We start from the raw sequence: 17,813 nt of genomic DNA on the forward strand, positions 1-17,813 counted from the left end.
TAAATGGCACTTATTCCACCATAAAAAGCCTTTAGGATCAGCGTATTGAGTAATTAACATACAGATAGATTACAGTTTGATTAAGCATTAAATATAAAAGAAAAACGACAATAAATTAAAAATATAAATGTCACATTTACATTTTAAGATTCCGGCCAAGCAAAATAACCCGTATCAAGGATACTTAATGAACAAAATAAAAATGGCTTGGTCTCTACCCTGCTTTTTAATTGCAAGCAGTGCCAGCGCTAATATTATCATCTCTGAAGTGGTCGAAGGTGCAAGCTATAATAAAGCCATTGAGATTGCCAATGTAGGACATAGTGCTGTCACCCTAGATGGCTACGTACTGCAAAAAGAAACTAACTTAGGTGGTGACTGGGCAGCGGATTACTCACTTGATGGTATCACTCTTGAACCATTTGAAACTTTCGTAGTTGGGCATGCTAGTGTTGCTGACGATCTTGCATTAAGAGTTAACGCTCTAAACAGCACTATCACCAATTTCAACGGCAATGACCCACTTCGCCTTCTCTTCAACGGTGAAGTTGTCGACCTATTTGGCCCTAGCGGAATGGGCGGAACTGGTGATTTTAATAAAGACAAAACATTCGTTCGTTGCAACTATCAAGCCAATGCATCTTGGGATGAGTCTCAGTGGTTTACGCTAGCAAAAGATGATTGGACTGATTTAGGCAACATTGAACCATCATGTGAAGGCGCTGTAGTCCCTGAACCTCCGGTTGCCGAAGAAGCAACCATCATGCAGTTGCAAGGCGAAGGCATCTATTCTCCTTACACAGATCCTGATAATTATAAATTTGAGTCCGATGAAACGTTTAAAGTCACGGGCATCGTTACTCACGTACAAACCTCAAATTTAGGTAATGACTTGCTGACTGGCTTCTTTATGCAAGATCCAGCAGCAGACACTAGCTCAAATGCTTCAAACGGCATTTTTGTTAACGCTAATGTTAGCAATATCAAGGTTGGTAACGAAGTTGCGGTTATCGCAAAAGTGCAGGAGCACTACTCTTGGACTCAGCTAGGTTCTACCTCAACACCTGCATTTGTTGAAGTGCTTGGCGAAGGTGAAAGCGTCGAGCCTACTGCGATTACAGCCCTTGAAAGCGATGAAAACTTTGAACAAACGCTAGAACGTTACGAAGGCATGTTGGTTCGCGTCAACAATGCAACGGATATGCATGTTACTCGTACTTTTGGTTTTGATTACAGCGCATACCGTAACAACATGGTACTTGCTCATCAAGCAGTCAACTACCATCCAAACCAGCTCAACACACCACTAACCGCTGGCGCTAGCGCGCAAGATGCAAGCAATGCTGACCGTCGTCTATTTGTAGAGTCATCCATTGAGGCCGCTGACGGCGTTGTACCTTGGTATCCTAACTTTGCACAAGACAACGGCACAGGCACCAGTGATGACTATATCCGTGTTGGTGCTCAGCTTAGCGAAGAAGGCTTAACTGGCGTACTGGGCTACTCATATTCTGAATACCGCTTATACGTACACAACACGGCTGACAACGGCACTTTTGTTGAAAACGAACGCTCCCTAGCGCCTAACCTAGAAGAGGGAGAGTTAGTTGTTTCTAGCTTCAACGTTCTCAACTTCTTCAACTCTCCATTTGGTGGTCGCGATAACCCAACCAACAGCAACCGTGGCGCAGAAAGCCTTGCTGAATTTGATGTGCAATTAGAGAAAATCGTTTCTGCATTAGTTGCTATCGACGCTGATATCTACGGCCTAATTGAAATTGAAAACAACGGTTTTGACGAAGATTCTGCTATTCATGTACTGGTTGAAACGCTAAATAGCCGCCTAGACGAAGCTGATCAATACCAGATTGCAATGCCTAACGATCTTGAAGGCGAAGGCTTTGTTGGTACCGATGCCATCACGAACAAAATCATTTATCGTCCTAGCACTGCTACGTTAAATGACACTTACGTGATTGAACTGCCACAGCAACACGTAACAGAAAATGGTAGCACTAAGAGCGCTTATCAGCGTGATGCATTCACTGCTTCTTTTGCTGTTGAAAATGCCGACAAAGATCTAGTGATTTCGACCAACCACTTCAAATCAAAAGGTTCGACGTGCTGGGAAGATGAAGCCACCGCTGATCAAGAAAACGACGTGAACATCCAAGGCAGCTGTGAGCACTTCCGCGTATCAGCCGCTTACCAACTGGCTCAAGAGCTAACTAAGATTGATGGCTACAAAGTGGTTATGGGCGACCTTAACAGCTACGGCCAAGAAGATCCTATCTTAGTGTTGACCAACCGTGACAATGCACCTGCAGACTATGAAATCTATGCAGCGCGCAACACTTACATTGGTGGTGACGCCACAAGCGGTACTCCACTACACGGTGAAGAAGGCGCGTTGATTGAAGAATCATTCAACTACCTAGACATTGTTGAAGAGCTTAAGCCAAAGACTTACAGCTATTCATACAATGATGCAATGGGTACGCTAGATTACGTTTTGGTTGATAATGAGCTAAAAGATTATGTTGTGGATGCCGAAGTATGGTCAATTAACGCCGTTGAATCCTCTTTGTTCCAATACGCTAACGAGCATACTGGCGACCTAGTGAAACACAATGATGCATACCGCTCTTCTGACCACGATCCAACAATTATTGTATTAGCATTCAACAATAATGATGAAGGCTCTGAAGACGGCGATGATAACTTGCCAGAAGGTGACGACGGATCTGAAGATGGAGACAACAATGCTCCTGAAGCTCCTGAAGCTCCTGAAGCTCCTGAAGATGATAATGGCAGTGATAACGACTCACAAGACGGTGGCAACAATGTAGAAGGATCAAGCGGCGGTAGCTTTGATTTCTTGATGTTAATGCTAATGGCTGGCGGATTGGTAGCACGTCGCCGTTCTAAGCAATAATTGTAAACAGTAACACTGTATTGCAAAGATAAAAGTAAGCCGGCGAATGATTCGCCGGCTTTTTGTTTTGGTCAGTTTATTTAAATTAGCCAAAAAACTTTTTAAATAAATCATCCTTACGAGCACCATCTTGTTTGGTCATCAATTGTACGTAATAAGGAATACTATCTGGCGCTTTATCGTTGGAATAACCAAATGCCGACGTTAATCTCTGTAATAACAGCGGTGCATTACTGCTGAGTGTTGCGGTATCTTGTACTTCAAACTTATTTAAATAGAGATTTGGCTGACCTAATATAGCTTGATGCCTATTAGTCCCATCAATTGAAATTAGTAACGTCTTATCTTTCCATTGCTGTGTTCTATCATTTACTACATTTTTGAATGCGACAAAATCTGCAGGGGGCATCTTGGCATCATCAACTCCTAAAGAGCAACATGCATCTGGTATAGGATTTGCGTCAAAACGGTCTTGAAACTCTTGGCTATTAAGAACAAAAGCTATTTGGCCAAGCACGCGAGTGGCATTAGTATTCTCTGTCTTCGTTGAAGTAGATGAAAACTTGAACTTTATATCGGCAAATACAGGGACCAAAACATCATTAACAACATAGTCAGCTTCGGCTTTATTATGCTCAGTCACATAAACAGCATCGCTATGAGTTAAATGAAATTTATTTTCTAATTTTTTCTCAATAGTCGCATCACTGTGTTTAACAATATCACCAAGATCTTCTCCTGCCTGATCGAGTACTTTTTTCATCTCTTTGCCAACAGAATCTACCTGTTCGCTACCACTATCACAGCCATTTAAAACTAAAGCTGCAACAGCCGCGAGTACCAAACCTTTAACCTTCAAATTCATTGCCAACACCCTAAAACCAATGCTTCATCAACAAGCGCAATATTTAGCAAACAATGCGCTCAGTTGAATAATTGGCACGGAGTATGAAGGAAGATAGCCAAAGCCCAAAACTAAACTATGTTTTCAAATATGGTTTTAAAATATGGCTTTCGTATATGAGCTTTTATCGCATTAACTTCAAAATATTGCGTATCGATAAAACAACACCTGAAAACACGGTGATTTTAAAACAAATTTCCGAGGTCTTATGAATTGAAGTAAATACGTCACTTTGTGTTACCACTGGGCCTTGCGCCTGCATGTGCACTATCTCTGGCACAAAGTAGAATCCGAACAGCAGCCCCGTTGTGACCATTAAGCTCATGCTGATGATCGCTATCCAATCGGTCCCTTTTTTGAAATAGCTGAACAGCTCAAATACGCAGGCAAAAATGCACACCATAACCAAGGGGTACGATAATCGTACAAAGACTTCGGTCATCAATAGTCCTTCTTGAAAACGGCTCAGTAACGAGCTGCCAAGAAAGCTGCTGGAGTTAAAAATAACAGGGGCGACAACCACACCAGAAAATAACGAAAAGCCCATAATAATGGTCAGCAAAATAACGTAAGTCACAGCGACTGTTTTGAACAGTTGATTCATCTCTTTACCTTAAAATTTTTAGCCGAAATCACGTCTACATTTACCAATCAAACTCATGGGCAATATCAATTCCCTTCGTTGCCAAATAGGCAAATACCGACTCGACGGTGTTATTGATTACCCGCTCTGCTGGGTAACCTACGTCAGTGATTAACGCTTTTGCTTTATCAAAGCGCCCTAGATCCCAAGCATTATGCGCATCAGAACCCACGCTAATTGGTGCATCATATTTTTTGGCTAACTGAGCAATTTTTTGACAGTTATCAAAACAGCCTTTTCTAGAATATAAGAAGGAACTATTATTTATCTCAAGCGCCACATTTTGTTGCGCGGCCAATTTTACAATCTGCTCAATATGGATAGGAAAACGAGTATTACCGGGGTGAGTCACAACATGAATCTTGCCACTTTTTATCACATTACTCATCGCTTCTGTATTGGCATCGATATCTCGCGGCGCAAATACTGGCGGATGAAAACCGGTAAGAATAATATCTAAACTGGCGCGAGTAGGCTCATCAATATCAATGTTACCTTCAAGATCTTTAATATTACTCTCTATGCCACGTAATATGCCCACGCCATCCGCAACACGAGGGAAGGTAAGGCTGTTAACAAAGTGCCAGCGATGCGGTGCGTCTTCCATATCCGGCCCATGATCGGTATTCGCAAACAAGCGAATACCTCGCTTTGGCGCTTCACGCACATAATCATGTATGGTGCTATAGGCATGATGACTGGCTAAAGTATGGGTATGCAAATCCACTTCTAATTTATAACTCATGATTCAAACCTTTGTTTAACTAAACGACTGAGATCAGTACCAATATATTTCACTACCATATACGACTTAGTTTTGATTTTCATTGCTTTGATTAGCTCTACTTTATTAAACCCTGCATTTCACCCTATCGAACGATAACCATGACACCCAAATCACCATCATCATAAACACACAAGATCCTGAGCATGAACAGCTATTAAGCATTCAATTGAACTGTGTTAAGGTTTGTATTGCTCTATAAACACGGATGAGGACTTACAGTGAAAGTGAGATTATTGCTTAACGGGAAAAAAGCATCTCTAGCGACAGTGCGAGAAGCTGTTTTTGCCATTAGGGCTGACGGAACCGACTTAGAAGTTCGCCCCACTTGGGAGGCTGGAGATATCGATCGCCTCGTGCAAGAAGCCGTTGAGCAAAACTGCGACCGGTTAATAGCAGGAGGTGGTGACGGGACAATCAATGAAGTCGTGAATGCTTTAATGAAGATTCCAAAACTACAGCGTCCAGAACTCGCAGTACTGCCACTGGGCACAGCAAACGATTTTGCAACCTCATGCCTTATCCCAACTCAACTTGAATACGATGCACTAAAATTAGCCATTAGCGGTGAAAGCCACTATGTCGATGTCATCAAAGCAGGCTCTCACTACTTTATGAATATGGCCACTGGTGGTTTTGGCGCGCAAGTTACTGCAACGACCCCTGTAGCATTAAAGAACTTCCTTGGTGGCGGCGCTTATACGCTTACTGGTTTGGTTCAAGCACTTAACTTTCAGCCTTTTTCTGGTCAAGTTATTTTTGATAATAATGTTATCGATAGCAACGTTATTGTCGGCGCGGTATGTAATGGCCGACAAGCTGGCGGTGGACAAGTGCTATCACCGAACTCATTCATAAATGACGGTAAAATGGAGGTTATATCCCTTAGTGACTTTCCAAAAACTGCTCTTCCCTTAGTGTTACAAGAGCTCAACGATCCTAAGCCTGACGGTCAATATGTGCGAAAAATTCAAGTAGAAAGCATCGAATGGCAAGCTGATACTTTAATGCCGATTAATTTGGATGGTGAGCCGATTACAAGTAATAAGATTAAATTTGAAGTCTGCGCATCTCAGATCAAGATGGTTTTACCTGCGGCGTGTCCGTTATTAAAATAACAGATGAGCATTAGATGTAGATTGTAATTTTAATAAGGCATTCGATGTTAAGTAAGGGGGTAAATCCTACCTAATCACTGAAATAGGATAAGTAAAAAACAGTAGGTGGCAAAAGTTGAATAGAAAATGTGTTAATACCGCAATCCATAATCGACCAGATAAGTGGAACATCATTCCGTAGCCTACCCCTGCAAGTGTTGCAAAAATGACAAACGCTAACCCACCCGCAATATGCGCAAAGCCAAATAATCCACTGGCTACAGCTAAAGCAATTTTCCAATCAAACTTAGAAGTTAAGCTTTGCTGAATAAGACCTCGAAAAATGGCTTCTTCAACAACACAGGTGAGTAGCAAATTATTGAGCGCAAACAGCCACCACCAAGCTGGAATCGTCACTTCTATGCCTATTTTCCCCATCATTACGGCAATGGGAAGTAACGTACTAAGAAAAAGTAATGAGGTGATGATAGCCCTTGGATTCAGTGTTTTGTTTTGCCCAAGAAGCTGAGGGTAAGCAAGCAGTAAAGCGAAGAAGATAATAGGTTTATCTAGATTTAGATACAAATTGAATGTAATGCTGTTTGGTCCAGTTCGCACATTATCGAGAACATGCAAATTATCAAAACCAGGCAATAGATGCAGTGCTAATCCAGCGCACCATGCGATAACGACCACCCATGCACTGTATTTGCGCCAACCACTTAGCTGTGGGATTTGCCAAGCCATAGCAAGGCCAAAAATGATAGTGCCAATGGCTAGAATGGACAGTCGGGACTCAAGATACGCCCCAATCACCGCAATGGCTAAACCAATAAATCCCGCTTTAGAATAACCAAACAGCGCGCAGGCCATCGCAACCGCTAACGGAACCCAAATCCAAAAATCACTACTTAATAGCATTAGTTACTAACACATATTAAAAACATATATTAAAAACATAGCGTCCTCAAACTAGCGTTGATGCAGAGTAAATACAGCCTTAACCTGCTTTTACTTTTTCTTGTGGTCATCATCAAGATAACCACAATTCAATACATTAAAGAATAATACTGATAAATCATAGGCATATAGGTGCACCACTTCAAGCATCGTGGCTTTAGTTTACGGTTGTTTTTTCTACAATCACCTATAATATTCAAAACTCTATTTGTGGTTAGATAGCCAAAACTATTTGAGATATATAATATCGCCACTTATTATCACCAAATGACCTAGTCCTATAGCCCGGAGAGAACTCAACGTTGAACGCACAACAACCCACTAAGCAATCGACTAAACAGCCCGTTATTCGTTTAACTGGAGTCAGTAAAAGCTTTGATGGCAAAGAGATCATTGGCAATCTCAATTTAGATGTTAATCATGGCGAGTTTCTTACCATTCTTGGGCCATCTGGGTGCGGTAAAACGACAGTACTGCGCATGATTGCAGGATTTGAAAACGTTGATAGCGGCAATATTGTTCTGGATAAGCAAAACGTTACCGATATCCCCGCCGAGCAAAGACACGTTAATACGGTCTTTCAAAGCTATGCGTTATTTCCTCACATGAGCGTATTTGAAAACGTTGCTTTTGGGCTACGAATGCAAAAAGTACCTACTGCCGAAATTGAACCTAGAGTCATGGAAGCGTTGCAAATGGTGCGTTTAGGCTCAATGAGTCAGCGTAAGCCAAGCCAACTTTCCGGTGGTCAACAACAACGTGTTGCCATTGCTCGCGCGGTGGTCAACAAACCCAAAGTATTGCTACTTGATGAGTCTTTATCTGCATTGGATTACAAGCTTAGAAAGCAAATGCAGATAGAGCTTAAACAACTGCAGCGCCAACTGGGCATTACCTTTATCTTTGTGACCCACGATCAAGAAGAAGCACTTTCCATGTCAGATCGCATTATTGTGATGCGAGATGGCATCATTGAACAAGATGGTACGCCGCGGGAAATTTACGAAGAGCCTAAAAACTTATTCGTGGCGCGATTTATTGGCGAAATTAATGTGTTTGATGCAGTGGCAAAGCAGCGAATCGATGATAAGCGCATCAGTGCAACCATTGAAGGCATCGATTCTGTCATCTATTTTGATCAAGATGTCACTAGCGGAGAAAAGCTGCGAGTACTGCTTCGCCCAGAAGATCTTAGGCTAAAAGAGATCAAAGAATCCGAACAAAAAGGCATTGTTGGGCACGTTATTGAGCGCACCTATAAAGGCATGACACTAGATTCAGTGATTGAACTTGAGTCTGGATTAAAAGTGATGATCAGTGAGTTTTTTAATGAAGACGATCCTGATGTTGACCACTCCCTAGGGCAAAAAGTAGCCATTACTTGGGTTGAGAGTTGGGAGGTCGTATTGCATGATGAGCAAGAAATTTAATCTACAAAACATCATCATTGCAGTCATTGTCTGTTGGTTAACGCTGTTTGTTTTAGTCCCCAATTTAATGATTATTGCCACCAGTTTTTTAACTCGTGATGATGCCAATCTTATTGATCTGACTTTCACTTTCGATAACTATGCCCGATTAATTGACCCTTTGTACGCCAAAGTACTGTGGCACTCATTTTATATGGCAATTATCGCCACCACGATATGTCTTGTCATTGGCTACCCTTTTGCCTACATCGTCAGCAAAATGCCGACAAAATGGCGACCTTTGATGCTATTTTTAGTGATTGTGCCTTTTTGGACTAACTCATTAATCAGAACTTATGGCTTAAAAATTGTGCTTGGCACACAGGGAATATTCAACAAATCTTTAATGGCCTTAGATATTATCGACAAGCCGATACGAATTATGTACACCGAAACCGCGGTCATGATTGGCTTGGTCTATATTTTATTGCCATTTATGATATTGCCCCTTTATTCCGCCATCGAAAAACTCGACAGAACCTATATTGAAGCGGCCAAAGATTTGGGTGCTAATAAACTGCGCACGTTTACCAAAGTCATATTGCCCCTAACGATGCCAGGCATCATTGGCGGATGCTTATTAGTACTTTTACCTGCGCTAGGAATGTTTTACGTCGCCGACCTCCTAGGCGGAGCGAAAAACTTACTCATTGGTAATGTCATCAAAAGTCAGGTACTCAACTCCCGCGATTGGCCTTTTGGCGCAGCCACCAGCATAGCGTTAACTCTAGTAATGGCGATTATGCTTTACGCCTACTATCGAGCCGGAAAGTTATTAAATAGAAAAGGGGAGCTAGGCTAATGGGACGCACACTTAGGTTTAGCTTTATGAGCTTGGTGTACGCATTTTTGTACCTGCCCATCATAGTGTTAATTGCCAATTCATTTAATGCCAATAAATTTGGTATGAAATGGGGTGGATTTACCACTAAATGGTATGAGAGTTTAGTCAATAACGACAGCTTAATGCAGGCCGCGTGGCACTCATTAAACATTGCAGTTTTCTCGGCAACTGCTGCGACCTTAATCGGCAGTCTTACCGCTGTGGCGCTTTTCCGTTATCAATTTAAAGGTAAAAAAGCGGTCAATGGCATGTTATTTGTGGTGATGATGTCCCCTGATATCGTAATGGCTATCTCTTTGCTGGCACTGTTTCTTGTGATTGGTGCGCAGCTAGGGTTTTTCACCTTACTGATTGCACACATTACGTTTTGCCTACCGTTTGTGGTGGTCACGGTTTACAGTCGCTTAAATGGATTTAATGTAAAAATGCTGGAAGCGGCCAAAGACTTAGGCGCAGGTGAATGGACGATACTCAAAAAAATCATCTTACCGTTGGCGATGCCTGCGGTCGCCGCAGGGTGGTTACTGAGCTTCACCTTGTCATTAGATGACGTCATTATTAGCTCTTTTGTAACCGGCCCTGCTTATGAAATATTGCCTTTGAAAATCTATTCAATGGTTAAAGTTGGCATCTCTCCTGAGGTCAATGCATTGGCTACATCGATGTTGGTAGTGTCATTAGTCTTGGTAATAATTTCACAGCTTATTGCACGAGAAAAAGTGAAGTAGTCTAGAATTATCAAGTTATCCCTCCTGCCGAATATACCAATCAGCAGGTTAATTACTCTTGTTCATTAAGGCTTTGTCATTAAAGCTGTGAAGTGACTAAAAGATGGAAATGTGATGAAACGTAAATTGTATGCGACCGCCCTTTTTATGGCGACACTGTTCTCTCTCCCAGCATGGTCTGCGGACAAAGAACTGTATTTTTATAACTGGTCAGAATATATCCCAGACCAAGTGTTAAAAGACTTTACTAAAGAGACTGGTATCAAGGTGATTTATTCAACCTATGAGTCTAACGAAAGCATGTACGCCAAGCTTAAAACACAAGGTTCAGGCTATGATTTGATTGTACCTTCTGCCTACTTTGTCTCTAAAATGCGTAAAGAGGGCATGCTACAAAAGATTGATAAATCGCAACTTAAACATTTTGCCGATCTTGATCCTAAATATCTTAATAAGCCATTTGACCCAAGCAACAATTACTCTATCCCTTATATTTGGGGCGCAACTGGCATCGGTGTGAATACCGATATGATAGACAAATCCAGCATCACCAAATGGGACGATTTGTGGGACAAAAAGTGGGAAGGTCAGCTAATGCTGATTGATGACACTCGAGAAGTGTTCCACATTGCATTAACTAAGCTTGGCTACTCACCTAACACCACCAACCCAGACGAAATTAAAGCCGCCTATGAAGAGCTTAAAAAGCTGATGCCAAATGTCTTGGTATTCAACTCGGATTTCCCTGCAAACCCTTATATGGCGGGTGAAGTGTCGCTAGGTATGTTGTGGAATGGTTCTGCTTATATGGCTCGTCAAGAAGGCGCTTCAATTGACATCGTATGGCCTAAAAAAGGCACTATTTTGTGGATGGACAGCCTAGCGATCCCATCTGGTGCTAAAAACACCAAAGCGGCGCACATGATGATTGATTTTCTACTGCGCCCAGAAAACGCGGCCAAAATTGCTTTAGAAATTGGCTACCCAACACCAGTCGCTACTGCCCAAGCGTTATTACCGAAAGAATTCTCTGAAAACCCGAATATCTACCCTCCTCAAGAGGCACTAGATAACGGTACTTGGCAAGATTCTGTGGGTGACGCCAATGTATTGTATGAAGAGTACTATCAAAAACTCAAAGTAGAATAAGCGAATAATGCTTTTCTGACTGTTATTTGAAGACATTAAAAAGCCCGCAGATGATTTCATCGCGGGCTTTATTTTTAGACCGTATCCACTAAGCGAAGCGTCAACTAGGTAGGGCGAACGCATGAGCGAACACTTATCGACCAATCATGTACATCATCTCCACAAGACGCCGTGAAATCATCCTTGATGGCTTCATAGTGGCATCCATGCTACAAATCCATGCAACAAAGGCTTGTTCCGCTAATGCACATGATTTTGTTCAAATAACGTTCGTGATCTCACCCTAGTCAACTAAGCGAAGCGCTTTACTTGGCTCATCCAAATTTGCTGCTGGGACTGAAATTGATCTTTAAGTTGCTGATGGTGAATCATAAACACTTCCAACTCATGACTTTTTAAAACCTGCTGCTTTTTGTTCTGCAATAAGTGCTTTTTGCTATTGTAGTAATCCTGCATGCTTTCAATCAGAGACTCAAATTCTTGCTCCAACTTAGTGGTAATAGAAGGACAAGCGTTCATCTCATTAAGCTTATGATTGGCATTTTGTAGCATCATCATAGCGCGCGCTTTTTCAATTTTAAATTGCGGTGTGACACGCAGCTTTTCGGTCCAACCAATCCAAGAACACGCTTTAATTAACCACTTCGTCGGATCGTAATGCCACCAACAAATCCCATTGCGATAGTCGTTCTCAAATAGATGATGGAAGTTGTGATAACCTTCGCCAAAAGTAAAGAATGCCAGTATGCCGTTATCTCTCGCCGAATTCTTTTTGGTAAAGGTTTGCTTACCCCAAATGTGCGCTAACGAGTTGATAAAAAAGGTGGTGTGATGACTTAAGACCAACCTTACAGCGCCAACCACTAAAAACATTCCAATAATGTCATTATAAATAATGCCCAGTAATATCGGGAATCCAAAGTTAGTCGCTATCGCAAGTGGACCATAATATTTATGTTGCCACTGCACTACCCTATCCTTTTTCAAATCACGACAGTTTTCATAGTTCGAATAGGTTTGCTGATTATAATCACGCAACATCCAACCCATATGCGAATACCAAAAACCGCGTGATGCCGAATAAGGGTCTTTCGAGTCATGATCCACATGCTTATGGTGCTCACGATGATCGGATGACCAGTGAAGGGCGCTATTTTGCAAAGAAAATGCACCGCCAATCGCAAAAATACCTTTCAGAATCGAATTAGCCTGATACGTCTTATGACTCCAAAGACGATGGTATCCCGCAGTAATGGACAGATTAGTAAAACTAAACGCAATAATGAACCAGATTAGATGTGCCCAGTTCAAGCCATAGCTAAAGGCATACCAAGGGGTAATGACCACAGCTAATAATAAACTCGATACAAATATAAAGATGTTAAACCATAGTAAAGGTGGACGTTGAGTGCTCACGGTAACTCCATTTTTCAGTTTCAGCTTACAACTGTTCGCTAGAATATCTGGCTTATTGCCGTAAATCAAATAGCGTGATCACATTGAAAGTAAAATTATGTTGCTGTTCGAAGCGGAATTTATCGAAATTAAAGCTTGAGTAGCTTTAAAAATAAAGCCTAAGCCGTGAACAATCAAAACTAGATCCAAACTCAAACGACCAACTGCATTTCATTAAAAATGCTTGTTGGTCGTTTTTTGTTTTCGCAATAGATTTCTTCGTTCTGAGGAGGTTCTAGCCGTCGTTACTTTTTATCCGCAGGCACGTAAATAAGCCGTCCATCATCTAGCATATAGGTTTGTCCGGCTAGGCTGCCTACCCCTTCACCTATTTCATCAGAGGTTTCATAGCGGGTCATGGTTTCACCATCTTTAATGGTGATTTTCATGTTTTCCTGCCCCGGATTTTCAATTAAAACTGAATTATCCGGTAATTGACTACTGGTTACGTTCAGTATCATCAAAAATGCCATGATAATGGCGAACAGATCTACCATATTAATTATCGATAAGATGGGATCATCGGCGTCATCAGATTCAAGAAAGCGCATTATTTTTGCTCCTTGAGTTCAATAGCGCACATATCCTCTAACATCCAACGACGACGAATGGTCATGATGCTAAAGGTAATACTGGCGGCGATCAGCGCTAGTATCGATGCCGAAAATGCCACGATCATTTCTTGAGCAACCTTATCAATCGCGCCTTCTCCCATTGCGACCAATGCAGGGCCAATGGCAATCATGGTGGTGACAATACCTAACATTGGACCTGAGCGACTCACGATGCGCAGCGGTTCTAATTGCTTGATAATCCAGAGCTCTAACTGGTCACCTTGATAGACATTTTTTGCCTTAGCGTAGCGGTGCAGTATTGGTACATAGCTTGAACGTTGGCGTTGAATAAACTCCATAGCAAAGCGCCCAACGCTATAGAGCGAATAAACAGCAATAATGATGACCAGCACCATAATCGGTTGCATGAATAGGGTTGCGAATTGGTAAATTAAACTTTCTAGTTGATTCATTTTTCATCTCGATAAATAAAGTGTTGTCGCACTGCGCCAAAGGCAATGCAGGCAAAAATAGCAATGATAAGGAACAGCATTTTTTTGTCGCTCATTGACTGCGGTTCTTCATAGGCTGGGATTTCTTGCATCACATTGCCTGAGACTGTGGGCGCACTAGGCGCTTGCCCTGCACTGCCAGATAAACCAAAGCCAGCGGCAGTCTGCTCAATAAACTCAGCGGTCACGTTATGGGTTTGATGATAATCCACCATAGACTCAAGCTGCTGATGTCGCTCTAGTAGTGCTTGTAACCTTGCCTCATCAGCTTCCCAATAGCCTTTACGCACCGCTTCTAACATACGTTCAATGATTTGCATTTGGGCGGCAGGTTGATGCTGTTTAAACCACTCATTTATCCCAAGATCGTGCTTATCATCTATATACACTTCACTTAATGCTTCCCACTGATAATCACTCACGGTTTCTGGCGCCGTTACCTGCCAGCCGAATAAATTGTTAGTGATATCAAGCATATTAAGTGCGCCAGCGTAACCTTCATCTTGCATAGCTTTGATCCAAACTGGATTCATGTAGCGAGCATTGAGCTCTTCGGCGATAAATTTACCGGCAGAAACCGTGCGACTGTTAGACTCCCTTAAATCATTAATATACAGAGAAGGATCTTGACCTGATGCTCGACGTACAGCGGCGGCTAAGCCACCGAGATATTCAAAAGGATGATCGGTTGATAGCAAGCCGTGCAGACGACTGGTTCGAGTCATAACCGCCGCATCAACAGAGGCTAACTGAGATTCAAATAAATTGGTGTCACCCAATTTTTCTCCCCAAACCTGCGTGCCATAAGCGTATTGCAGTCGGTTGGTAAATTGTTCACCAAGTGCATCATCGTCTTCCCAGTCTTGCGACTGAACAGCAAGATGGTTGACTCCACTGCCATAGTCACCCGGTTCATTGCTAAAGATCCGCAGTGCCGACAACATAGACGCACGTTCACTGCTATAACCAAGATCTCTAAGCTTATCGCTCAATTTTTGGCTATTTTTAGCTATAGCATTACCATCATCAAGCTGACTAAGTTGCTCAATCGCATGACTTAGCTTTAGCATAAACCCGTCAAATTGATCGCGATAAACTGATGTTGCTTGAATAACGACATCAATGCGCGGATGAGTAAGCTCCGAGGTTGGAATGATATCAAGGCGAAGCAAATTGCCGCCTCGATCCCAAACCGGTTTTAACCCTAGCGCACGTAATACCTGAGCTTCTAGCATGCCAAAGTGACGTTGGGTTTCTCCTGCCCACAGCGAAAAAGCAATTTTATTTGGATACTCGCCATTTTCCGCTAAATGTACATCCAGTAAGTTTTGCAGCTCTTTTTCTGCCGCAGTATAAGCCTGTGAACTTGGGACTTTGGCTGGATCAAAACCAAACAGATTAGTGCCACTGGTGGTTGATGGATTTTTCAATGGATCGCCGCCACTCCCCGCTTTTAAAAACCCGCCATTCATGCCCGTAATCAGTGCTTCTATCTCACCCGGTTGGGACAAGGATTGATAAGATGTGACAATGCTTTTTGCCACAGTTTGTCGCGCCGGTTCAACACTGGTTGGATCTTGCAATGCTTGGCTTAACCACTGGTAAGGCTTGGTATGCTCAAGAGGATCAAGACTGCCTTCAAACTGTTTCCAGAAATTAGCAGGCTCATCCATAAACAGCTTTAGGTACTCATCACCTTGCTGCTGCAAAATGGTGTACAGAATATCTTGCTGTGATTTTGTATGTCCAAATACATGTAAGCCCAGCGGCACCGATGATGCAGCGAGTCTATCGATATGCTCTTCGAGCTCATCCAATACATCGTCAAAATGATTTTCAAGCTCGGTTGCCTGCTCATTAATCGAGACACCCATATCATCAAGGACATTAAGCTCTAGTATTTTGTTGCGCAGTGATAGTTGAATCTCATCTTTGACCGAACCTGGTAGCGCTGTTTTGTAATCCCCTAGCAGACGATTTAGCTCAACGTATTCACCATATAACCCCGCAGGACCAAACGTTGGCGTTTGATGACTAATGATGGTCGCACGGCCTCGGCGTTTTGCCTGAATCGCTTCGGCAATATTGTCTTGAATGTACGGATATAAGACCGGAAGGTCACCCAAAGTAAGAAATGGGAAATCGTTTCTTGATAACCCTCTAGATTTACCCGGTGTCCATTCTTGGGTGCCGTGAGTACCTAAGTGGACTAACGCATCTAGATTGTTTTCTTGATATTGCAGTTGCAACCACAGATAAGCGGCAAGATACAAATGATTGGGTGGCTCTTTTACTGCATGAATAGAATGGCCAACTTCTCCAGCGCGAGGAGGCTGTGGCAGTAACCACAAATTGCCTTGCTTGAGCAAAGGAAACACAAAAGCGGGTTCACCATTAACTTGCAGTAACCCCTTATAACGCAATGGATGTCCCCACCACTGATTGACAAAAACGCGCGTTTCCATCGGCATCGTTTTATACCAACGCATGTAAGATCTCAGTGGCAAAGCAACGGCGTAGCCTTTATCTAAAAGTTGTTGAAGCTGACTTGGTTGGTAGTAGCCCGATAATAATTCCTTGGCATCAGCAATGACTTTTTGCTCATCAAGCTGCGGAATATCAAAGCCTTCTTCGCGTAAACCACTGGCAATACTTGATATGCTAAGTGGAATGTTAAGGTTTGAGGCCGAAATATTTTCAGCCCCAGCAGGTGCATTCCAAAACATAACGGCTAAAGACTTATCCTGAGTCACTTTTGTTTGCAGGCGATAATAAGAGTGAGCACGCCCAAACAATAGCTCCAACTGCTCTGGAATGTAGTGTTTATCAGTATCACTTTCAGCAGAAATCACTAGTGGGTCTGTTAACCCCCATGTTTCTGGCGTAGAAAGCATGACTGATGCACTGCGCTGATCAATTCCAACATCGCTATTTCGCCAATCATCAATGGTCCCACTACGATAATGCAGAGTTTGGATCATTGGCACATTCAGCTTTGCTAGCTCACTCTTACGCTGTTCACCTTTCTGCAAGTGCGTCATATTGACTAGCATGGTTGGTTTGATGTCATTCCATGGCCAATCCAGTCCATTATCGTTATCTAAATAGAAAATAACAGGAGTGATATTAGCTTTATTAGCCGCTTCAATCAGCTGGTCAAGCGGTTCAAATTCTTGATTGGTAATTTGGTTTCGCGCAGTGACAAAGCCCACCAGCGGTTGATCTTTGTTGTATTTTACAGATTTTAAATAGGCATTAAGATCCGTCGTTGTCCCTTCATTATAATAAATGCCGTGTGATGGCACACGCTCTGCTACAGGCAAGTTTTTAAGTGAGCGACCATTATTTTTCGCATCGATAGCAGCAAAAAACGCATTATAATTATTCACTGTGCCATTAAGGTAATAGCCCATGAGAATACGATGGAATCCTGTGTCGATTTGGTCGCTTGCACTTGGCGGCCCCCCACCCAGCATTACCCAATTTTTAGTCTCGGGAATGGATGAAACAATCTCCATTAACCTTTGACGGTCGGGTCTACGAGGGGTGTCTAATACCACCAAATCAACATCATTTAACAGGCCAACATTGTATTCCAACGGAGTGTAGCTAACTAACTCAACTTGTTGATTATTAGCGTATTGTTTAAGGCGCTCTATTTTGGCATGAGGGACAAAATCCGTATGCACTATAGCAACTTTCGTTGCTACAGCAGGCGTTGACAAAAACAATAAAAAGCAGCCAATAACCATGGCTGCTTTGTTTATTAAATTATGCAT

At 42.4% G+C, this 17,813-nt stretch carries 14 protein-coding genes; 6 read left to right on the forward strand and 8 right to left on the reverse strand.

Translation table 11 applies throughout. The features are described from left to right. The first annotated feature begins 187 nt into the window (after positions 1-187). The gene (locus A9260_RS05335) at positions 188-2,935 is read left to right on the forward strand and encodes an ExeM/NucH family extracellular endonuclease (RefSeq protein ID WP_068696903.1); all 2,748 of its coding nucleotides are present in this window, start codon (positions 188-190) and stop codon (positions 2,933-2,935) included. Between the two features lie 85 nt (positions 2,936-3,020). Here A9260_RS05335 and A9260_RS05340 read toward each other — a convergent pair whose 3' ends face one another. The 3 genes from A9260_RS05340 to A9260_RS05350 all read right to left on the reverse strand — a co-directional run bounded on the left by A9260_RS05340 (position 3,021) and on the right by A9260_RS05350 (position 5,227). Next, complete coding sequence (locus A9260_RS05340) at positions 3,021-3,800, reverse strand: hypothetical protein (protein WP_068696909.1); 780 nt, start codon at positions 3,798-3,800, stop codon at positions 3,021-3,023. 163 nt (positions 3,801-3,963) lie between these two features. Beyond that, a complete protein-coding gene (locus A9260_RS05345; protein WP_068696911.1) occupies positions 3,964-4,443 on the reverse strand; it encodes a DUF4149 domain-containing protein in 480 nt (159 codons plus the stop codon). Positions 4,444-4,483: 40 nt separating this feature from the next. Further along, a complete protein-coding gene (locus tag A9260_RS05350; RefSeq protein WP_068696913.1) occupies positions 4,484-5,227 on the reverse strand; it encodes a phosphatase in 744 nt (247 codons plus the stop codon). Positions 5,228-5,487: 260 nt separating this feature from the next. On the opposite strand from A9260_RS05350, the gene yegS reads away from it, so the two are divergent. After that, a complete protein-coding gene (gene yegS, locus A9260_RS05355) occupies positions 5,488-6,384 on the forward strand; it encodes a lipid kinase YegS (protein ID WP_068696918.1) in 897 nt (298 codons plus the stop codon). Positions 6,385-6,450: 66 nt separating this feature from the next. Here yegS and A9260_RS05360 read toward each other — a convergent pair whose 3' ends face one another. Next, positions 6,451-7,284 carry a CPBP family intramembrane glutamic endopeptidase gene (locus tag A9260_RS05360; RefSeq protein ID WP_068696919.1) on the reverse strand — a complete coding sequence of 278 codons (834 nt, stop codon included), beginning with the start codon at positions 7,282-7,284 and terminating at the stop codon, positions 6,451-6,453. Positions 7,285-7,625: 341 nt separating this feature from the next. Between A9260_RS05360 and potA the strand changes: the two genes are divergently transcribed. From potA to A9260_RS05380, 4 genes are all read left to right on the forward strand, one after another. Beyond that, entirely contained in the window at positions 7,626-8,753 is a 1,128-nt protein-coding gene (gene potA / locus A9260_RS05365; protein WP_068696921.1) for a spermidine/putrescine ABC transporter ATP-binding protein PotA, read from the forward strand. Further along, the gene (gene potB / locus A9260_RS05370) at positions 8,737-9,594 is read left to right on the forward strand and encodes a spermidine/putrescine ABC transporter permease PotB (RefSeq protein WP_197485253.1); all 858 of its coding nucleotides are present in this window, start codon (positions 8,737-8,739) and stop codon (positions 9,592-9,594) included. Before potA ends, potB begins: the two co-directional genes overlap by 17 nt. After that, positions 9,594-10,364, forward strand: a complete 771-nt coding sequence (potC, locus tag A9260_RS05375) for a spermidine/putrescine ABC transporter permease PotC (RefSeq protein WP_068696924.1) — start codon at positions 9,594-9,596, stop codon at positions 10,362-10,364. Before potB ends, potC begins: the two co-directional genes overlap by 1 nt. A 114-nt stretch (positions 10,365-10,478) precedes the next feature. Next, positions 10,479-11,513, forward strand: coding sequence for an extracellular solute-binding protein (locus A9260_RS05380; protein WP_068696925.1), 1,035 nt, complete (start codon positions 10,479-10,481; stop codon positions 11,511-11,513). Between the two features lie 291 nt (positions 11,514-11,804). On the opposite strand, the gene A9260_RS05385 is transcribed toward A9260_RS05380, so the two are convergent. The 4 genes from A9260_RS05385 to cobN all read right to left on the reverse strand — a co-directional run bounded on the left by A9260_RS05385 (position 11,805) and on the right by cobN (position 17,813). Further along, on the reverse strand, positions 11,805-12,929 hold the full coding sequence (locus A9260_RS05385; RefSeq protein ID WP_068696926.1) for an acyl-CoA desaturase: 1,125 nt from the start codon (positions 12,927-12,929) through the stop codon (positions 11,805-11,807). A gap of 284 nt (positions 12,930-13,213) precedes the next feature. After that, on the reverse strand, positions 13,214-13,519 hold the full coding sequence (locus tag A9260_RS05390; RefSeq protein ID WP_068696927.1) for a DUF2149 domain-containing protein: 306 nt from the start codon (positions 13,517-13,519) through the stop codon (positions 13,214-13,216). Beyond that, entirely contained in the window at positions 13,519-13,995 is a 477-nt protein-coding gene (locus A9260_RS05395; RefSeq protein WP_068696929.1) for a MotA/TolQ/ExbB proton channel family protein, read from the reverse strand. Before A9260_RS05395 ends, A9260_RS05390 begins: the two co-directional genes overlap by 1 nt. Next, entirely contained in the window at positions 13,992-17,813 is a 3,822-nt protein-coding gene (cobN, locus tag A9260_RS05400; protein WP_068696933.1) for a cobaltochelatase subunit CobN, read from the reverse strand. The genes A9260_RS05395 and cobN overlap by 4 nt, the downstream gene beginning before the upstream one ends.

The organism is Vibrio sp. UCD-FRSSP16_30, from assembly GCF_001676025.1.
GTDB lineage: Bacteria > Pseudomonadota > Gammaproteobacteria > Enterobacterales > Vibrionaceae > Vibrio.